Annotated in this window: 12 protein-coding genes and 1 pseudogene; 4 read left to right on the top strand and 9 right to left on the bottom strand. The window is 74.0% G+C overall.

Annotated features, from left to right (window positions below):
* Positions 1-28 precede the first annotated feature (28 nt).
* From MOJ79_RS15660 to MOJ79_RS15640, 5 genes are read right to left on the bottom strand one after another with little or no spacing between them, the layout of a single operon-like run.
* Positions 29-4,156, bottom strand: coding sequence for a translocation/assembly module TamB domain-containing protein (locus tag MOJ79_RS15660; protein ID WP_241924998.1), 4,128 nt, complete (start codon positions 4,154-4,156; stop codon positions 29-31).
* Positions 4,157-4,162: 6 nt separating this feature from the next.
* Positions 4,163-6,004, bottom strand: coding sequence for an autotransporter assembly complex protein TamA (locus MOJ79_RS15655; protein ID WP_241924997.1), 1,842 nt, complete (start codon positions 6,002-6,004; stop codon positions 4,163-4,165).
* Positions 6,001-7,173 carry a vWA domain-containing protein gene (locus MOJ79_RS15650; RefSeq protein WP_241924996.1) on the bottom strand — a complete coding sequence of 391 codons (1,173 nt, stop codon included), beginning with the start codon at positions 7,171-7,173 and terminating at the stop codon, positions 6,001-6,003. The genes MOJ79_RS15655 and MOJ79_RS15650 overlap by 4 nt, the downstream gene beginning before the upstream one ends.
* A 45-nt stretch (positions 7,174-7,218) precedes the next feature.
* Entirely contained in the window at positions 7,219-7,809 is a 591-nt protein-coding gene (locus MOJ79_RS15645; RefSeq protein WP_241924995.1) for a GNAT family N-acetyltransferase, read from the bottom strand.
* A gap of 19 nt (positions 7,810-7,828) precedes the next feature.
* The gene (locus tag MOJ79_RS15640) at positions 7,829-8,671 is read right to left on the bottom strand and encodes an AAA family ATPase (RefSeq protein WP_119354936.1); all 843 of its coding nucleotides are present in this window, start codon (positions 8,669-8,671) and stop codon (positions 7,829-7,831) included.
* A 91-nt stretch (positions 8,672-8,762) separates the two neighbouring features.
* Between MOJ79_RS15640 and MOJ79_RS15635 the strand changes: the two genes are divergently transcribed.
* The 3 genes from MOJ79_RS15635 to MOJ79_RS15625 all read left to right on the top strand — a co-directional run bounded on the left by MOJ79_RS15635 (position 8,763) and on the right by MOJ79_RS15625 (position 11,018).
* On the top strand, positions 8,763-9,410 hold the full coding sequence (locus MOJ79_RS15635; RefSeq protein ID WP_241924994.1) for a c-type cytochrome: 648 nt from the start codon (positions 8,763-8,765) through the stop codon (positions 9,408-9,410).
* Positions 9,411-9,537: 127 nt separating this feature from the next.
* Positions 9,538-10,755 carry an HD-GYP domain-containing protein gene (locus tag MOJ79_RS15630; RefSeq protein ID WP_241924993.1) on the top strand — a complete coding sequence of 406 codons (1,218 nt, stop codon included), beginning with the start codon at positions 9,538-9,540 and terminating at the stop codon, positions 10,753-10,755.
* A gap of 65 nt (positions 10,756-10,820) precedes the next feature.
* Positions 10,821-11,018: a heavy-metal-associated domain-containing protein gene (locus MOJ79_RS15625; RefSeq protein ID WP_241924992.1), complete on the top strand. Its 198-nt coding sequence runs from the start codon at positions 10,821-10,823 to the stop codon at positions 11,016-11,018.
* Between the two features lie 28 nt (positions 11,019-11,046).
* Here MOJ79_RS15625 and glgP read toward each other — a convergent pair whose 3' ends face one another.
* The 3 genes from glgP to MOJ79_RS15610 form a co-directional block, all read right to left on the bottom strand.
* Positions 11,047-12,744 carry an alpha-glucan family phosphorylase gene (glgP, locus tag MOJ79_RS15620; protein ID WP_241924991.1) on the bottom strand — a complete coding sequence of 566 codons (1,698 nt, stop codon included), beginning with the start codon at positions 12,742-12,744 and terminating at the stop codon, positions 11,047-11,049.
* A gap of 65 nt (positions 12,745-12,809) precedes the next feature.
* Complete coding sequence (locus MOJ79_RS15615; protein ID WP_241924990.1) at positions 12,810-13,241, bottom strand: DUF1841 family protein; 432 nt, start codon at positions 13,239-13,241, stop codon at positions 12,810-12,812.
* A 28-nt stretch (positions 13,242-13,269) separates the two neighbouring features.
* Complete coding sequence (locus MOJ79_RS15610) at positions 13,270-13,923, bottom strand: trimeric intracellular cation channel family protein (RefSeq protein WP_241924989.1); 654 nt, start codon at positions 13,921-13,923, stop codon at positions 13,270-13,272.
* 107 nt (positions 13,924-14,030) lie between these two features.
* Here MOJ79_RS15610 and MOJ79_RS15605 point away from each other — a divergent pair, with 107 nt between their 5' ends.
* Positions 14,031-16,589 (top strand): ABC transporter permease, encoded by a 2,559-nt coding sequence (locus MOJ79_RS15605; RefSeq protein ID WP_241924988.1) that lies wholly within the window; start codon positions 14,031-14,033, stop codon positions 16,587-16,589.
* Positions 16,590-16,706: 117 nt separating this feature from the next.
* Here MOJ79_RS15605 and MOJ79_RS15600 read toward each other — a convergent pair.
* Positions 16,707-16,894 (bottom strand): annotated as a pseudogene (locus MOJ79_RS15600) (methyl-accepting chemotaxis protein); the annotation flags it as partial.

Genomic DNA, 16,894 nt, shown 5'->3' with positions numbered 1-16,894 from the left:
GGCCGCATTGTGCCCGCCGGCGCCGGGCTCAGCGCCAGCGCCAGGTCCAGATCACGTCGAGCGCCGTGTCGGCGCCGGTCTGCGCGCGCACCGTCAGGCGCCGCGCGGCGCGGTAGATCAGCTGCCAGCTGCCGCTGGCGGCGTTGACGCCGCGCTCGTAGGCCACGTACCAGCGGCGGCTGAGCTGCTTGCCCACCGTGACGACGGTCTCGCGCACCGTCCCGTTCTCGGTCTGCGCGACCGACAACTCGTCGATGCCCAGCGCGCGCATCAGCGTCGTGTTCGGCCCTTCGCCTTCGCCGGCCAGCAGCGCGAGCGCGACGCTTTGCAGCAGGGCGACGTCGGCGCGCCCGAGGCCGCTGGGCTCGCGCCCGAGCAGCAGCCACGACAGCTTGTCGACGTCGGGCATCGCCGGGTCGCTGTACAGCCGCACGCGCGGCGCCTGCGCGGTGCCGCCGATCTCGACACCGACCTCGACGTCGAGGTTCGGGCGCACCGCGAGGATGTCGAGCTGCGGGTTGTCGGGCACGCCGGTGAAGACGATCGCGCCGCGGTCGATCTGCAGGCGCTGGCCATAGGCCTGGTAGGTGCCGTCCTCGGCGCGCACGGTGCCGGTGAGCGCCGGGCGGCCGCCGGGGGTCGTCAGCGCGAGCTCGCCGCGCAGCAGCGTGTCCAGGCCGCGCCCGCGCAGCCGCAGCTCGCGCCCGAGGTCGACCGCGAGGCGCACGTCGACGCGCCGCTGCGGCGCGCGCGGGCGCGCCGCCGGCGCCGCCGCCTCGCCGCGGCGCACGACGGTGACGTCGTCGTCGAGCGCCGGGGCGTCGGCGCGCGTGAAATCGATCAGTCCGCGGTCGACGCCGAAGCGGCCGTCGAGGCGCAGCGCGTCGCGCGTCAGCGCCGCGTCGGCGCGGCCGCTGACGACGAGCCGCCGGTCGACGCGCCCGAGCAGCTGGAAGCGCTCGGCCACCAGCTGCAGCTGCGCGCGCGGCGCCTCGCCGAACGTCGCCCCGCCGGTGACCTCGACGCTGCCGTCGCCGGCGCGCAGCCTCAGCGTCTCGATGCGCGCCTGTTCGCCGGCCAGCGTCACGCGCAGCACGCCGTCGCGCACGTCGACACCCTGCAGCACGTTGCGCACCGACAGCGCGCTGCCCGTCATCTCGCCGCGGTACTCGGGCGCGCCCAGGCGTCCGCCCAGCGTCGCGCTGGTGTGCAGCTCGCCGCCGAGCCGCCAGCCCGCCGGCAGCCACGGCGCCCACACGCCGACGTTGGCCACGCGCAGCTCGACGACGCCATCGAGCGATGCGTCGGCGCCGGGCCACGGTGCCGACGGTGCGCTGCGCGCGCGCTGCGCGCCGGCCAGCACGCCGATCTGCGCGCCGGCCAGCGCCTGCGTGAACTCCCACACGCCGTCGCGCGCCGCGAGTGCCAGCCGCAGGTCGGTCAGCCCGAGCGCCTGACGCTGGCCACCCTCGGCCAGCGCCAGGTCGCCGCCGAGTCGCTCGATGACGACGTCGGCCTCGACCTTCTCGGCGCGCCGCCACTGCACGCGCGCGCCGACGCGCAGGTCGCCGACGGCCCCGAAGTCGGGATACAGGCGAGCCAGCATCGCGGCGACGTCGAGCGGCTCGACCTCGGCGTCGAGCGCCATCGTCGCGCCGGCGCCCGGCGCGGCGGCACTCCAGCGCAGCTCGCGCCAGCGCAGCGCGGCGTCGAGCAGCTGCAGCCGACCGGGTTCGACGCGTGCCTCGCGCACGGCGCCCGCGGCGTCGACGTCGAGCTGCAGCGCCAGCGCGCGCGCCTGCACCCAGCGCGTGTGGAGGACGCGCCCGGCGGCGTCGCGCGGCGCAGCGTGCAGGTCGTCGATGCGCGCGTGCCAGCGCCCGCCGCCGCCCGCTGCCGGCAGCCAGCGGCCTTCGCCGCGCAGCGCGAACGCGCTGCCGGCGGCGACCGCCCCGGGCGGCAGCCAGGCGTCGGTCCATGCGGGCGGGCGCAGCGGGCTCGCGGCGTCGAGCTCGATGCGGTGCGCGCGCAGGCTGCCGTCGATGCGCGCGTGCACCACGTCGAGGGTCTGTTCGCCGCGGGCGAGACCCTCGGCGTCGATCTCGACGCGCAGCGCTTCGTCGGGCCGCGCGGCTGCGTCGAGTGCGAGCGACCACCGTGCCTGCGCGCGCGCGATGCGCGCCTGCATCGCCTCGACGCCGCGCAATTCGAGCTCGCCGTCGGTGCGCAACGCCGGCCAGCGGCCGTCGGCACGTGCACGCGCCTGCAGCGTGCCGGCGCGCGGCCACGCGTCGGCCCACGCCGGCGCGAGCCGCGCGAGCGGCGCCAGCGCGGCCAGCCGTGGCGCGTCGACCTCGGCGCGCCACGCGGTGCCGGCACCAGGGCCGTCACCGCGCAGCGCGACGCGGTTGCCGCCGACGTCAGCGTCGAGCGCGACTTGCGGCGCCCCGCCGTCGGCGTGCGCCCAGCGCAGCGTCCCCGACAGTGGCACGCCGGCCACGAGGCTGTCGGCGATCTGCACCTCGGCACGCCCGCGCAGCACGGCGAGCGCGTCGGCCGTGGCTGCGGGGGTGGCCGCCGGCGGCAGCGCGAAATCGGCCTGCCAGCGTGCGTCCAGGCGGTGCGGCCCGCGCCACAGCGGGTCGTCGTCGCGCCCCGGCCACCACAGCAGCGGGTCGAAGCGCGCGAGCTCGCCGCGCGTGGCCAGCGTCCAGCCGGTCGCGTGACGCGCGACGCGGCCGTCGACGCGGGCGGTGGCCTCGCCGGCCACGGCGCGCAGTTCGCGCAGGTCGACCTGCCACGCGCTGCGCTCGACGCGGGCGTCGACGCTGGCATCGACGCGTACCGGCGGCGCGGCGGGCAGCGCGCCGACGCGGCCGGCGAGCTGTGCGCGCAACTGGGCCGCCAGCGGCGCGGCCGCGTCGCGCGCCGCCGACGCGTCGGGCGACGGCAGGCCCTGCAGCTGCAGCGCGATCGGGCCGCCCAGCGTCATCGCCGGCGCGCGCGCGTCGAGTGCGGCGGGCTGCACGTCGGTCAGGCGCGTGTCGAGATCGAGCGTCGTGCCGTGCCAGCGCCCGCGGCCGCTCCAGCGTCCGACGGCGCCCGAGGCGCCGCCGAGACGGGCCTCGAACGCCGTCAGCTCGACGGTGTCGCGCGCGTCGAGGCGCGCGCGCAGCGTGGCCTTCAGCGCGTGCAGCGGCAGCCGCTGCACGTCCCAGCGCCCCGGTGCGGCGTTGCGGATCTCGACGTCGGCCTCGAAGGGGGCGTCGAGCGCGCGGCTGCGCACCTCGACGCGACCCGACAGCCGCGTGCGCGGCGCCGTGCGCGCGAACACCGCGAGGTCGACGTCGTCGGCCTGCATCTGCAGCGCCGCCAGCGGCCACGGCGCGAACGGCAGCAGCGTTGCGCGCAGGTCGAGCGCCGCCGGCGGGTCGCGGTGCTCGGCGCGCGCCTCGACGTCCAGGCGCTGCAGCGGGCCACGCACCTGCGCCTGCGCCTGCCACGCCGGCGCGGCCGAGCGGGCGTCGAGCGCGAGCCGCAGCGGCAGCTCGCCGCCGGTGGCGAGCTCGGCTTGCGCGCGCAGCTGCACGCCGTCGACCGCGAACGCGAGCCGCGGCAGCCGGTGCACCCGGCCACCGTCGGCGCCGAGCTCGAGCGCCGCGTCGAGCGACTGCAGCGGCGGCGCGTCGTCGATCTCGACGCGGTCGACGCGCAGCTCGACGGCGCGCAGCTGCAGCGGCAGCGCGAGCGAGCGAGGTGGTGCCAGCGGCTCGGCGCGGGCCGGGCCGCTGCGCCATTCGACGCGCTGCGCCTGCGGCGCGAGCAGGTCGACGCCGACCCACGCGCCGTCGTGCGGCCGCCAGCGCCACACGAGGTCGGCCCAGCGCAGCTGCTCGATCACGAGCCGCGCGCGGCCGTCGCTCCACTGCACGCGCGCGGCCTCGAACGCCCCGCCGGCCAGCGCGCCGCGCACGCCGCTGACCTGCAGCCCCGGCACCTGCGCGAGCAGCCACGCGGTGCCGGCCGAACTGCCGGCGAGCCACGCCACCGCCAGCACGAGGGCCAGCGGCAGCCCGAGCGCCAGCACGAGCAGCACGCGCCACGCACGCGTGCGGCGGGGCGGCGGGGCAGCGTCGACGCGAGCGGTCGGATCCATCGGCGTTCAGAACACAATGCCCACGCTCAGGTGCGTGCGCCAGCGCTGCAGCTCGTCGCCGTACGCGAGGTCGAGCGCGAGCGGGCCCACCGGGCTGCGCCAGCGCAGGCCGACGCCGGCGCCGACCGCGGGCTTCAGGTCGCCCCAGCGCGCGGCCGCGCGCCCCGCGTCGACGAAGACGGCGCCCCACAGCGACGGCAGGCGCGCCGACAGCGGCCGCGCGAGCTCGACGCTGCCGGTGAACAGCACGTCGCCGGAGATGACGACGCCGTCGACGACGGGCCCGAGCGAGCGGTAGTCGTAGCCGCGCACCGAGTTCTCGCCGCCGGCGCGGAACCGCAGCGTGTCGGGCACCTGCACGCCGTCGGCGCGCAGCACCTGCCCGAGCTCGACGCGGGCCTGCGCGTACCACGTGCGCGCGAACGGCCGGTACAGCGTGTAGCGGCCGTACAGCCGCGTGAACACCCCCGAACGCGCGTCGTCGCTCGTCGAGTAGCCGAGACCGCCTTGCAGCGCGAGCGACTGCCCGGTGGTCGGCAGGATGACGTCGTCGAGGTCGCGCCAGACGACGTGGTAGTTGGCCGACACGGCGGTGGCGGTGCGGCTCGCGAGCGGCTCGACGATCGGAAGCAGCGTATTGCGCACCGTGGCCTGCTCGACCTCGGCGAAGACGAGCTCGTCCAGGCGCCGCGTGCCGCGGCTGCGGCCGAGCCGTGCGCGCCACGACGTCGTCACCTCGTCGTTCGCCTCTTCGCGGCTGTAGGCGCCGCCGGCGAGCCGGCTCCAGAAGTCGGCGTCCGGGTCGCTGCGCAGCTCGCCGTCCCACGCCTGGCGCAGCTGGGCGACCTCGATGCGGTTGCGCGCGATCACGTCCCAGCCGAACGGGCGGCGGTGCGTGTACTGCAGCGAGCCGCGCGGCCCGACGTTGGTGCTGTAGCCCACGCCGGCGGTCAGCTCGTGCAGCGGCTTCTCGCGCACGCGCACCGTCACCGGCGTCGCGTCGGCGTGCTCGGCGTCGAGGCCGACCGACACCGTCGCGGCGTCGAACAGGCCCGACGCCAGCAGCCGCTCCTGGTAGTCGACCAGCCGCTGCTCGGTGGCCGGCGCGCCGGCGCCGAATCCGGCCAGGTGGCGCACCGGGCGGTCGGGGTAGCGTTGCAGCCCTTCGATGCGCAGCTCGCCGGTGCGAAACAGCGGACCGCTGTCGGCGACGACGAACAGCCGCGCGGCCTGTGCGGCGACGTCGATCTGCGCACCGGTGCCGCTCCACTGCGCCGCGAGGTAGCCGTCGGCGCGCAGGCGCTTGAGGACGTCGGCCTTCGCGCTGGCCCACTGTGGGTTGCGAAACGGCGCCCCCGGCGGCAGCGCCCAGCCGCTGCGCACCGCGTCGAGCGTCGCGCGCGCGTCGTGCTCGCCGGCGGCCGCGCGCCGGTCGAGGTCGCCCTGCACGTCGACGGTCGCGGCCGCGACGCGCACGCGCGGGCCCGGGTCGACCTCGACCGTCACTTGTGGCGTGCCGTCGTCGGCGTCGGCTTCACGGCGCACGTCGACGCGGGGCTCGAAGTAGCCCTCGGTCTGCAGCAGGCTGCGTACCTCGCCGGGCGTGGCGGCGAGCAGGCGGGCGAGCTCGTCGGCGCCGACCGGCTCGCCGGGCGCGATCAGCGGCAGCCGCGCGAGGTCGAGGTGCGTCGTGAGCAGCGTGTCGAGCGGGGCGGGCGCCTGCACCGCGAGCCGCACCTGCGCCGGTGGCGGCGGCGCGGGCAGCGGCGAGCCGCCGAGCGATGCGCAGCCGCCCAGCAGCACCGCGCACGCCAAGGCCGCCGCGACAGCGCCGCGGGCTCGCGTCATCGGCTCAGCAGCCGCATCGCCCCTTCGAGCCCGGCCAGCGTCAGCGGGAACATGCGCTGGTTCATCAGCTGCTGGATGATCGCGATGCTCTGGCGGTACTGCCACACGCCCTGCGGCTCGGGGTTGATCCACGCGTGCTTCGGGAACGCCTGCGTCAGACGCTGCAGCCACTGCGCGCCCGGCTCCTCGTTGTTGTACTCGACGCTGCCGCCGGGCTGCAGGATCTCGTACGGGCTCATCGTCGCGTCGCCGACGAAGATCAGCCTGTAGTCCTTGTTGTAGGTGCGGATCACGTCCCAGGTCGCGAACTTCTCGGAGAACCGTCGCCGGTTGTTCTTCCACATGAAGTCGTAGACGCAGTTGTGGAAGTAATAGAACTCGAGGTGCTTGAACTCGGACTTGGCCGCCGAGAACAGCTCCTCGACGCGGTGCACGTGCTCGTCCATCGTGCCGCCGACGTCCATCAGCAGCAGCACCTTCACCTTGTTGTGGCGCTCGGGCACCATCTTGATGTCGAGCAGGCCGGCGTTGGCCGCGGTGCTGTGGATCGTGTCGTCGAGGTCGAGTTCGAGGTCGGCGCCCTCGCGTGCGAAGCGGCGCAGCCGCCGCAGCGCGACCTTGATGTTGCGCGTGCCGAGCTCGACGCCGTCGTCGTAGTCCTTGTACGCGCGCTGGTCCCAGACCTTGACCGCGCTGCGGTTGCGGCCCTTGTCCTGGCCGATGCGGATGCCCTGCGGGTTGTAGCCCCAGGCGCCGAACGGGCTCGTGCCGCCGGTGCCGATCCACTTGCTGCCGCCCTCGTGGCGCTCCTTCTGCTCCTCGAAGCGCTTCTTGAGCGTTTCCATCAGCTCGTCCCAGCCCATCTTTTCGATGGCCGCCTTCTCCTCGGGCGAGAGCTCGAGCTCGAGGCGCTTGCGCAGCCACTCGAGCGGCACGTCCTGCGTGAAGTCGGCGCGCATCTCGACGCCCCGCACGTAGGCGGCGAACGCGCGGTCGAAGCGGTCGTAGTGCGCCTCGTCCTTGACGAGCACGGTGCGCGCGAGGAAGTAGAAGTCGTCGACCGACGGCCCGATGACCTGCGCCTTCAGCGCCTCGAGCAGCGTCAGGTACTCGCGCACCGACACCGGCAGCTTGGCCGCGCGCAGCGCGAAGAAGAAGTCGATCAGCATCGCGTCGTGCCCATGGGCGACACCCGGCGTCCAGTGTAGGGCGCTTCAGCGTGGCCGCTCGAGCTGCCAGCGCAGGTGCGCACGCACCGCGGGCCACTCCGCGGCGGTGATGCTGTAGACGGCGGTGTCGCGCAGCGAGCCGTCGGGCAGGCGCTGGTGGCAGCGCAGGATGCCGTCGAGCTGCGCGCCGAGCCGCTCGATCGCGCGCCGGCTGGGCCCGTTCAGGCGGTGCGTGCGGAACTCGACGGCGATGCAGTCGAGCACCTCGAACGCGTGCGCGAGCAGCATTTGCTTGCACTCGGTGTTCAGCGCGGTGCGCTGCACGCGCTTCGCGTACCACGTGCTGCCGATCTCGACGCGCCGGTGCACCGCGTCGACGTGCATGTACGTCGTCATGCCCACCGGCGTGCCATGCGCGTCGAGCACGGTGAACGGCAGCATGCTGCCGGCCGCGCGCAGCGCGAGGCGCCGCTCGACCTCGGCGGCCATGCCGTCGGGGGTGGGCACGTTCGTGTACCACAGCGTCCACAGCTCGCCGTCGCGCACCGCGTCGGCGAGCGCGCCGGCGTGCTCGCGGCGCAGCGGCACGAGCGCCGCGTGGCGGCCGCGCAGTTCGACCTCGGGCGGCCAGCTCACGCGTGCGGCCCCGGCGCGGTCAGCGGTGGTGGCGCTGCATGAAGACGAGCTTCTCGAACAGTGTCACGTCCTGCTCGTTCTTCAGCAGCGCGCCCACCAGCGGCGGCACGGCGACCTTGTCGTCGGCACTGTGCAGCGCCTCGGGCGGGATGTCTTCGGCGACCAGCAGCTTGAGCCAGTCGAGCAGCTCGGAGGTGCTGGGCTTCTTCTTCAGCCCGGGCAGCGAGCGCACGTCGTAGAAGCTCTTGAGCGCCGCGGCGAGCAGCTCGCGCTTGATGCCGGGGAAGTGCACCTCGACGATGCGCTGCATCGTCTCGGCGTCTGGGAACTTGATGTAGTGGAAGAAGCAGCGGCGCAGGAACGCGTCGGGCAGCTCCTTCTCGTTGTTCGACGTGATGAACACCAGCGGCCGGTGCCTGGCGCGCACGAGCTCGCGCGTCTCGTAGACGTAGAACTCCATGCGGTCGAGCTCGCGCAGCAGGTCGTTCGGGAACTCGATGTCGGCCTTGTCGATCTCGTCGATCAGCAGCGCCACCGGCTGCTCGGCCGTGAAGGCCTGCCACAGCACGCCCTTGACGATGTAGTTGTGGATGTCCTTGACGCGCTCGTCGCCGAGCTGCGAGTCGCGCAGGCGGCTCACCGCGTCGTACTCGTACAGTCCCTGCTGCGCCTTCGTCGTGCTCTTGATGTGCCACTGCAGCAGCGGCATGCCCAGCGCCGTGGCGACCTCCTCGGCGAGCATCGTCTTGCCGGTGCCCGGCTCGCCCTTGACGAGCAGCGGCCGCTTGAGCGTGATCGCGGCGTTGACGGCGAGCATCAGGTCGGGGGTGGCGACGTACTGCTCGGAGCCGGTGAACTTCATGATCTGTCGCAAGGCGGCGGGGGTGGCGGGGCAGTATATAGGCCGACCCCTATAATCGCGCCCGCCTTCCCACCCACCCGACCCGATCACGATGAAGCGTGCACTCCTTCTGCTGCTGGCCCTGGCCACCACGTCATTCGCACACGCCCAGGGCGCCAAGGGCGACGCCCAGGCCGGCGCGCGCAAGGTCGCGATGTGCATCGGCTGCCACGGCATCCCGGGCTACCAGGCGAGCTTCCCGGAGATCCACAAGGTGCCGATGATCTCGGGCCAGAACGAGGGCTACCTCGTCGCGGCGCTGGTGGCGTACAAGAAGGGCGACCGCAAGCACCCGACGATGCGCGGCATCGCGATGTCGCTGAGCGACCAGGACATCGCCGACATCTCGGCGCACTACGCGGCCCAGGGCGGCAACCCCGAGGTGCCCGACACCGCTGCGCCGGCGCCGGCGCGCGTTGCCGAACTGCTGACCAAGGGCGCCTGCGCGTCGTGCCACGGCGCCAACTTCAACAAGCCGATCGACGGTACCTACCCGAAGATCGCCGGCCAGCACGCCGACTACCTGTTCGTCGCGCTGCGCTCGTACCGCACGCAGGGCAATCCCAACATCGGCCGTGCCAACCCGATCATGGGCGGCATCGTGCAGCAGTTCAGCAACGCCGAGCTGAAGGCGATGGCCGACTACCTGGGCACGCTGCCCGGCGACCTGCGCACCGTGCCGCAGCCGCGCTTCCGCTGAGCCGGCCGCGCCTGCCACCACGAGCCGCTCGCCCGAGCGGCTTTTTCATGCATTTTTGCCGTGCGCAGGCGGCGCCGTTCTGCCACAGTTGCGCTCCGGCGTGGGCGGGCGCCCGCGCGCGGCCGCGATGCTGAAGAAGATCTCCGTCGACCAACTGCGTGTGGGCATGTTCCTGCACGACTTCGACGCCGGCTGGCTCGACCACCCGTTCTGGCGCACGCGCTTCCTGCTGCGCGACGAGGCCGACGTGGCCAAGGTGCGCGCCAGTGCCGTGCGGGCCGTGTGGATCGACGTCTCGCGGGGGCTCGACGTGGCCACACCGGCTGCCGCGCCAACCCAGCCGCCCCCGGGTGACACCGCGCGGCCACCGGCTGCGCGGCCGCCGACCGCGGTGGCCATCGACGAGGAACTGCAGCACGCCGCCGCCGTGTGCCGGCAGTCGCTGACCGCGGTCAAGTCGCTGTTCGGCGAACTGCGCCTTGGCCGCGCGCTCGACACCGACGCGTGCGTGGCCGTCGTCAACGACGTCGCGGCATCGGTGTTCCGCAACCCGGCGGCGCTGGTCAGCGTCGCGCGGCTGAAGACGGCCGACGATTACACGTACATGCACTCGGTCGCGGTGTGCGCGCTGATGGTCGCTCTCGGGCGCGAGCTCGGCTTCGACGAGGCACGCTGCCGCGCGGCCGGTCTGGCGGGCCTGATGCACGACATGGGCAAGGCCCGCATGCCGCTGGAGATCCTGAACAAGCCCGGGCGGCTGACCGACGCCGAGTACGCGGTGATGAAGACGCACCCGCAGCAGGGCTGGGCGCTGCTGCGCGAGGGCGGCGTGACCGACGCGACGACGCTCGACGTGTGCCTGCACCACCACGAGAAGATCGACGGCAGCGGCTACCCGCACGGCCTGAAGGGCGACGCCATCTCGCTCTTTGCGCGCATGGGTGCCGTGTGCGACGTCTACGACGCGATCACGTCGAACCGGCCCTACAAGCGCGGCTGGGATCCGGCCGAGTCGCTCGCACGCATGGCGGGCTGGCACGGCCACTTCGACACGACGGTGTTCCACGCCTTCGTCAAGAGCCTGGGCATCTACCCGGTGGGCAGCCTCGTGCGGCTGAAGTCGAACCGGCTGGCCATCGTCGTCGAGCCGAACGCGCAGCAGCCGACGGCGCCCGTGGTCAAGGCGTTCTACTCGCTGTCGCAGCAGATGCCGATCGCGCCCGAGCGCATCGACCTCGCGCGCTCGGCGCGCGAGCGCATCGTCGGTCGCGAGTCGCCCGAGAAGTGGAACTTCCCGTTTCTCGACGCGATGTGGGCCGGCGAGTCGGCGGCGCAGGCGGCCTGAGCCCGCGCGGCAGTGCCGGCGCTGTGACAAGATCGCGCCCGGATGGATTGCCCGAGGTGCCGACCGTGACGATCGAACTGACCCTGCCGACGATGACCTGTGGCCACTGCGTGAAGACCGTCACCGAGACGGTGCACCGCGTCGACGCCGGCGCGCAGGTCACGGTCGACCTGCCGACGCACCGGGTGCGCATCGAGTCGGCGCAGCCGCGCGAGGCCTTCGTCGCCGCGCTCGCCGACGAGGGCTACGCGCCGGCGGCCTGAACCGCTGCGGCGGCGCCGGGCGCGCCGTTCAGACGAAGTACGCCTTGCGCACGTACTGGTCGACCATGCGCTCGGTGTTGAAGAACGACGCGTTGAGCGCGATCGCGTGCTTCATCACGTCGACGTAGCGCTCGCGCTCGCCGTAGTACAGCGGCAGGATCGTCCCTTCGAGCTTGTTGTACAGCGCCTGCGCGTCGGCGGCGCGGTCCTCGCCGGCGGCGCTCGCGTGGCCGTTGGCGATCGCCCAGCCGGTCACGCCCTCGATGCAGCCCTCGATCCACCAGCCGTCGAGCACCGACAGCTGCGGCACGCCGTTGACGGCGGCCTTCATGCCGCTGGTGCCCGAGGCCTCCAGCGGCGGCAGCGGCGTGTTCAGCCACAGGTCGACGCCGGCGACCATGCGGCGCGCCAGCGCCATGTCGTAGTCCTCGAGGTAGACGACGTCGAGCTTGCCGCGCAGCGCGGCGATGTGCTCGAACACCTTGCGGATCAGCTCCTTGCCGCCGCCGTCGCGCGGGTGCGCCTTGCCCGCGTAGACGATCTGGATCGGCCCGGCGGCGCGGTGCAGCGCGACCAGCCGCGCGAGATCGTGGAACAGCAGGTCGGGACGCTTGTACGGCGTCGCGCGGCGCGCGAAGCCGATCGTGAACACGTTGGCGAACAGCGCCGCGCCGGCGCGCGCGTTGACGAGGTGGATCAGCTCCTCCTTGGCCGCCTGGTGCGCCGCCCACAGTTCCTGGCGCGGGATGCCCAACGCGTAGCGCAGGCTCGCGTTGTCCTGCCGCCAGGCGGTGATGTGGCGGTCGAACAGCGAGCGCAGCGGCGCCGAGGCCCAGAAGCCCGCGTGCACGCCGTTGGTGATCGAGTCGACCTTGTACTGCGCGAACATCTGCTGCGAGACCTCGCCGTGCTTCTTGGCCACGCCGTTGACGTAGTGGCTGTTGTCGAGCGCGAGGTAGGTCATGTTCAGCCGGCCGTCGAAGCAGAACTCGCCCACGCACGCGTTGAACGCGTCGCCGTAGCAGGTGACCTGCTCGGCCACCAGCCGCAGCGGGAACTGGTCGTGGCCGGCCGGCACCGGCGTGTGAGTCGTGAACACGCACAGCGGCTTGACGGCCTGCGCGACCTCGCGCGTGACCTGGGTCAGGCCGCGGCGCTTCATCTCCTCGTAACCGAGCTCGACGACCAGCAGCGCGGCGTGGCCCTCGTTCATGTGGAAGCGGCGCAGCGCCGTGTAGCCGAGCGCACGCAGCAGCCGCACGCCGCCGATGCCCAGCACCATCTCCTGGCGCAGCCGGTAGCGCTCGTCGCCGCCGTAGAGGTGATCGGTGATGTGGCGGTCGTCGTCGGCGTTGTCGGGCAGGTCGGTGTCGAGAAGGAACACCGGCACGACGTGGCCGCCGACGCCGCTCACGTCGTGGCGCCACGCGCGGATCACGACGTCGCGGTGCGCGATGTTGACCGTCACGCGCACCGGCGTCTCGGCCAGCGTGGCCTCGGGGCTCCAGGTCCACGGTTCCTCGGTCTGGTGCCCCTCGGCATCGAGGCGCTGACGGAAGTAGCCCTTGCGGTGCACGAGCGACACCGCGACCATCGGCACCCCGCCGTCGGCGGCCGAGCGGATCGTGTCGCCGGCCAGCACGCCGAGGCCGCCGCTGTAGGTCGGCAGCGCGTCGGCGAGCGCGATCTCCATCGAGAAGTAGGCGATCTTGGTGTTCGCGGGCATGGTTCACGGGGCAGCCAACGGCACCGACTCTACCCGCCGGGCGCCGGCGCGGTGTGACAGCACCGTCAGCGCGTCGCGCGCCGGCGCACGCAGTCGAGGTAGGCGTGGCCGTCGGGCGGCAGCCCGCTGCGCTGCGACGCCCAGATCATCTCGCCGAGGCACTCCATGATCTGGTGGTGCGCCTCGTGCGCCGAGCCCAGCCGCGCGGCGAGCAGCCCGAACGCCTGGCGGATGCCGGTGGGCTGGTCGATCGAGACCTGCTCGCTGATCGACAGGTGCATGCTCAGGTGCAGGAACGGGTTGGTGCGCCCGTCCTCGACGGTGTAGACGGCGGCCAGCGCGGCGTCGACGTCGGCCAGGTCGGCGTCGTACTCGGGGTGTTCGTCGATCCACGACGCGGCCAGCGCCTCGATCGGCGTCAGCGGCTCGCCGGTGCGCTGCTTGCGGTGCACCTCGCAGAAGAAGCGGCGCACGTCGTGCTGCGAGGGCTGGAACATCGCTCGTCGGGTCGAGGACGGCCCGCGGTCAGTCGTCGGTGCGCCAGGCCGGCAGCCGCCAGTCGAACCACAGCGCGAGCACGCGCAGCCCCGTCGCGACGGCGGCGCCGGCCAGCAGCGACGGCGCCCCGCCGATGCCGGCGGCGTGCATCGCGACGACGACCCAGCCGCCGGCGAAGGCGCACACCGCGTACGGGCGGTGGTCGCTGAACGCGGCCGGGATCTGGTTGCACACGACGTCGCGCAGCACGCCGCCGAACACCGCCGTCATCACGCCCATCAGCACCGCGACGAGCGCCGGCGACTGTGCCGCCAGCGCGACCTGCGTGCCGCCGGCGGCGAACAGCCCGAGCCCGAGCGCGTCGGGCCACTGCATCGCGCGCTCGGTGGGGTGCAGGTGGCGCGCGCGCATGAACAGCATCGCCACCACCGCCAGGCCCAGCACGGCCCACAGGTACGCCCCGTGCTGGACCCAGAAGAACGGCCGGCGGTCGAGCAGCACGTCGCGCAGCGTGCCCCCGCCGAACGCCGCGAGCATCGCGACGACGGCCACGCCGACGGCGTCGAGGCGCTTGCGCGCGCCCTCGATGACGCCCGACAGCGCGAAGGCCACCGTCGCAGTGGCCTCGAGCACCGTGTGCGCGGCCGACAGCGGCCAGCCTGGCGCGTCGGTCAGCGGCATCGCGAGGAAGGTGGCGGCGACATGCGCGCATTGTCGCCGCGGTGCGCGCTGGGCCGGCGCAATCCCCGCGCCGCACGCCGCCGGCGCGGTGCCCGTACAGTGCACCCATGGCCACTTCGTCCCCGTCGTCGTCCGCCGCGTCGGTGTTCGCGCTCGCGTGGCGGCAGACGCTGCGCGACTTCCGCGCCGGCGAGCTGCGCCTGCTCGTCGTCGCGGTGCTGCTCGCGGTGGCGGCGCTGACCGCGGTGGGCTTCTTCGCCGACCGGCTGAGCCAGGGGCTCGCGCGCGACGCGCGCCAGCTGCTCGGCGGCGATGCGGTGATCGCCAGCGACAAGCCGCTGCCGCCGGTGTTCGCGAAGCAGGCCGCCGCGCTCGGGCTGCGCACCGCGACGACGGCGAGCTTCCCGAGCATGGCGCGCGCCGACGACGCGCACGGCGGCGCGACGCGGCTGGTGGCCGTCAAGGCCGTCAGCGACGCCTACCCGCTGCGCGGCACGGTGCAGGTGCGCACCGCGCCCGACGCGCCGGCGGTCGCCGCCGACGGCCCCCCGCCGCGCGGGCGCGTGTGGGTCGACGCGGCGCTGCTCGACGCGCTGCAGATCTCGGTGGGCGACACGCTGCTGCTCGGCGACGCCGCGCTCGTCGTCGACCGCATCGTCGCGATCGAGCCCGACCGCGGCGCCGGCTTCCTGAGCTTCGCGCCGCGCGTGCTGCTGCACCAAGACGACCTCGCCGCCACCGCGCTGATCCAGCCCGCCAGCCGCGTGACGTACCGCTTCGCGGTGGCCGCCGACGGCCGCAGCGCCGCGGCCGACGTGCGCCGCTTCGTCGCGTGGGCGCAGCAGCAGGTCGAGTCGCAGCGGCTGCGTGCGGTGCGCATCGAGTCGCTCGAGTCGGGGCGGCCCGAGATGCAGCTCACGCTCGAGCGCGCCGAGAAGTTCCTCAACCTCGTCGCGCTGCTCGCCGCGCTGCTGGCGGCGGTGGCGGTGGCGATCGCGTCGCGCGACTTCGCCAACCGCCACCTCGACGACTGCGCGATGCTGCGCGTGCTCGGCCAGTCGCAGCGCTCGATCGCGCTGGCCTACGGGCTCGAGTTCGTCGTCGTCGGCCTCGCCGCCAGTGCGGCCGGCGTCGCGCTCGGGCTCGCGGTGCACCACGTGTTCGTCGCGCTGCTGGCCGGCCTCGTCGACGCCGCGCTGCCGGCGCCCACCGCGTGGCCGGCGCTGTTCGGCGTCGGCGTCGGCTTGACGCTGCTCGTCGCGTTCGGGCTGCCGCCGGTGCTGCAGCTCGCGCGCGTGCCGCCGCTGCGCGTGATCCGCCGCGACGTCGGCGCGCTCAAGCCCGCGTCGGCGCTGGTGCTGGCCGCCGGCACGCTCGGCTTCGCGGCGCTGCTGCTGGCGGTGTCGTCCGACGTCAAGCTCGGCCTGATCGCGGTCGGCGGCTTCGCCGCCGCGGTGGCGGTGTTCGCTTTGCTCGCATGGCTCGCGGTGGTCGCGCTGCGGCACGCGGTGCCCGAGGCGCGCGCGCCGCGCTGGCTCGTGCTCGCGACGCGGCAGATCGCCGCGCGGCCGGCCTTCGCGGTGCTGCAGGTGTCGGCACTCGCCGTCGGGCTGCTCGCGCTCGTGCTGCTCGTGCTGCTGCGCACCGACCTCATCACGAGCTGGCGCCAGGCGACGCCGCCCGACGCGCCGAACCGCTTCGTGATCAACATCCAGCCCGAGCAGGGCGAGCCGTTCCGCGCCGCGCTGGCCGAGGCGGGTGTGGCGCGCTACGACTGGTACCCGATGATCCGCGGCCGCCTGGTGGCGATCAACGGCCGGCCCGTCGATCCCGACGACTACGCCGACGAGCGCGCGCAGCGCCTCGTCGAACGCGAGTTCAACCTCAGCCACACGGCCGCGATGCCGGCGCACAACCGGCTCGCCGGCGGGCGCTGGACGGCCGGCGAGGCCGACGGCATCAGCGTCGAGGAGGGGCTCGCGAAGACGCTCGGGCTCGCGCTGGGCGACACGATGGCGTTCGACATCGCCGGCATCCGCCACGAGGGTCGCGTGACCAGCCTGCGCAAGGTCGACTGGGCGTCGATGCGCGTGAACTTCTTCGTCATCTTCCCGCTGGCCGAGATGCCGGGGCTGCCGGCGACCTACATCTCGGCGTTCCGCGCGCCCGAGCACACCGGCTTCGACAGCGCGCTGAACCGCCAGTTTCCGAACATCACGATCGTCGACCTGTCGGCGTCGATCGCGCAGGTGCAGCGCGTGCTCGACCAGGTGATCCGCGCCGTCGAGTTCCTCTTCGGCTTCACGCTCGCCGCCGGGCTGGTCGTGCTGTTCGCCGCGGTCACGGCCACGCGCGAGGCGAGGGCGCGCGAATTCGCCGTGATGCGCGCGATGGGCGCCGGCAAGGTGCTGCTGGCGCGCGTGCAGCGCGCCGAGCTGCTGGGCATCGGGGCGCTGGCCGGCGTGCTCGCGTCGGTGGCGGCGGTGGCGGTGGGCTGGGCGCTGGCACGCTTCGCGTTCCAGTTCGACTGGAGCGTCAAGGCCTGGGTGCCCGCCGCCGGTGGCGCGGCCGGCGCGCTGCTCGCGCTGGCGGCCGGCTGGTGGGGCCTGCGCGAAGTGCTGCGCCGCCCCGTCGTCGAAACGCTGCGCCGCGCGGCCGAACGCTGAGCCGCACCGGCGCGACGTTGGCCGTGCGGTGGCCGCGTCGTCGCTGCGGCGGCGCGGTGCGAACCCGAAAAGGCGACGGCGGGCGCGCAGGCCCGCCGTCGCTGGCGTGGGCCGGCGTCAGGCCGCCGCGAGTCCGCCACCGCCGCTGAGGCGGAACGTGGCGACGATGTGGGCCAGGCGCTTGGCCTGCTCCTTGAGGCTCTCGGCGGCGGCAGCACTTTGCTCGACGAGGGCGGCGTTTTGCTGCGTCATGCGGTCGAGGTCGGCGACGGCGGCGTTGACCTGACCGAGGCCCGAGCTCTGTT

The sequence above is a fragment of the Calidifontimicrobium sp. SYSU G02091 genome, assembly GCF_022631395.1.
GTDB lineage: Bacteria > Pseudomonadota > Gammaproteobacteria > Burkholderiales > Burkholderiaceae_C > Calidifontimicrobium > Calidifontimicrobium sediminis.
This window is presented reverse-complemented; position numbering and strand designations above follow the sequence as displayed.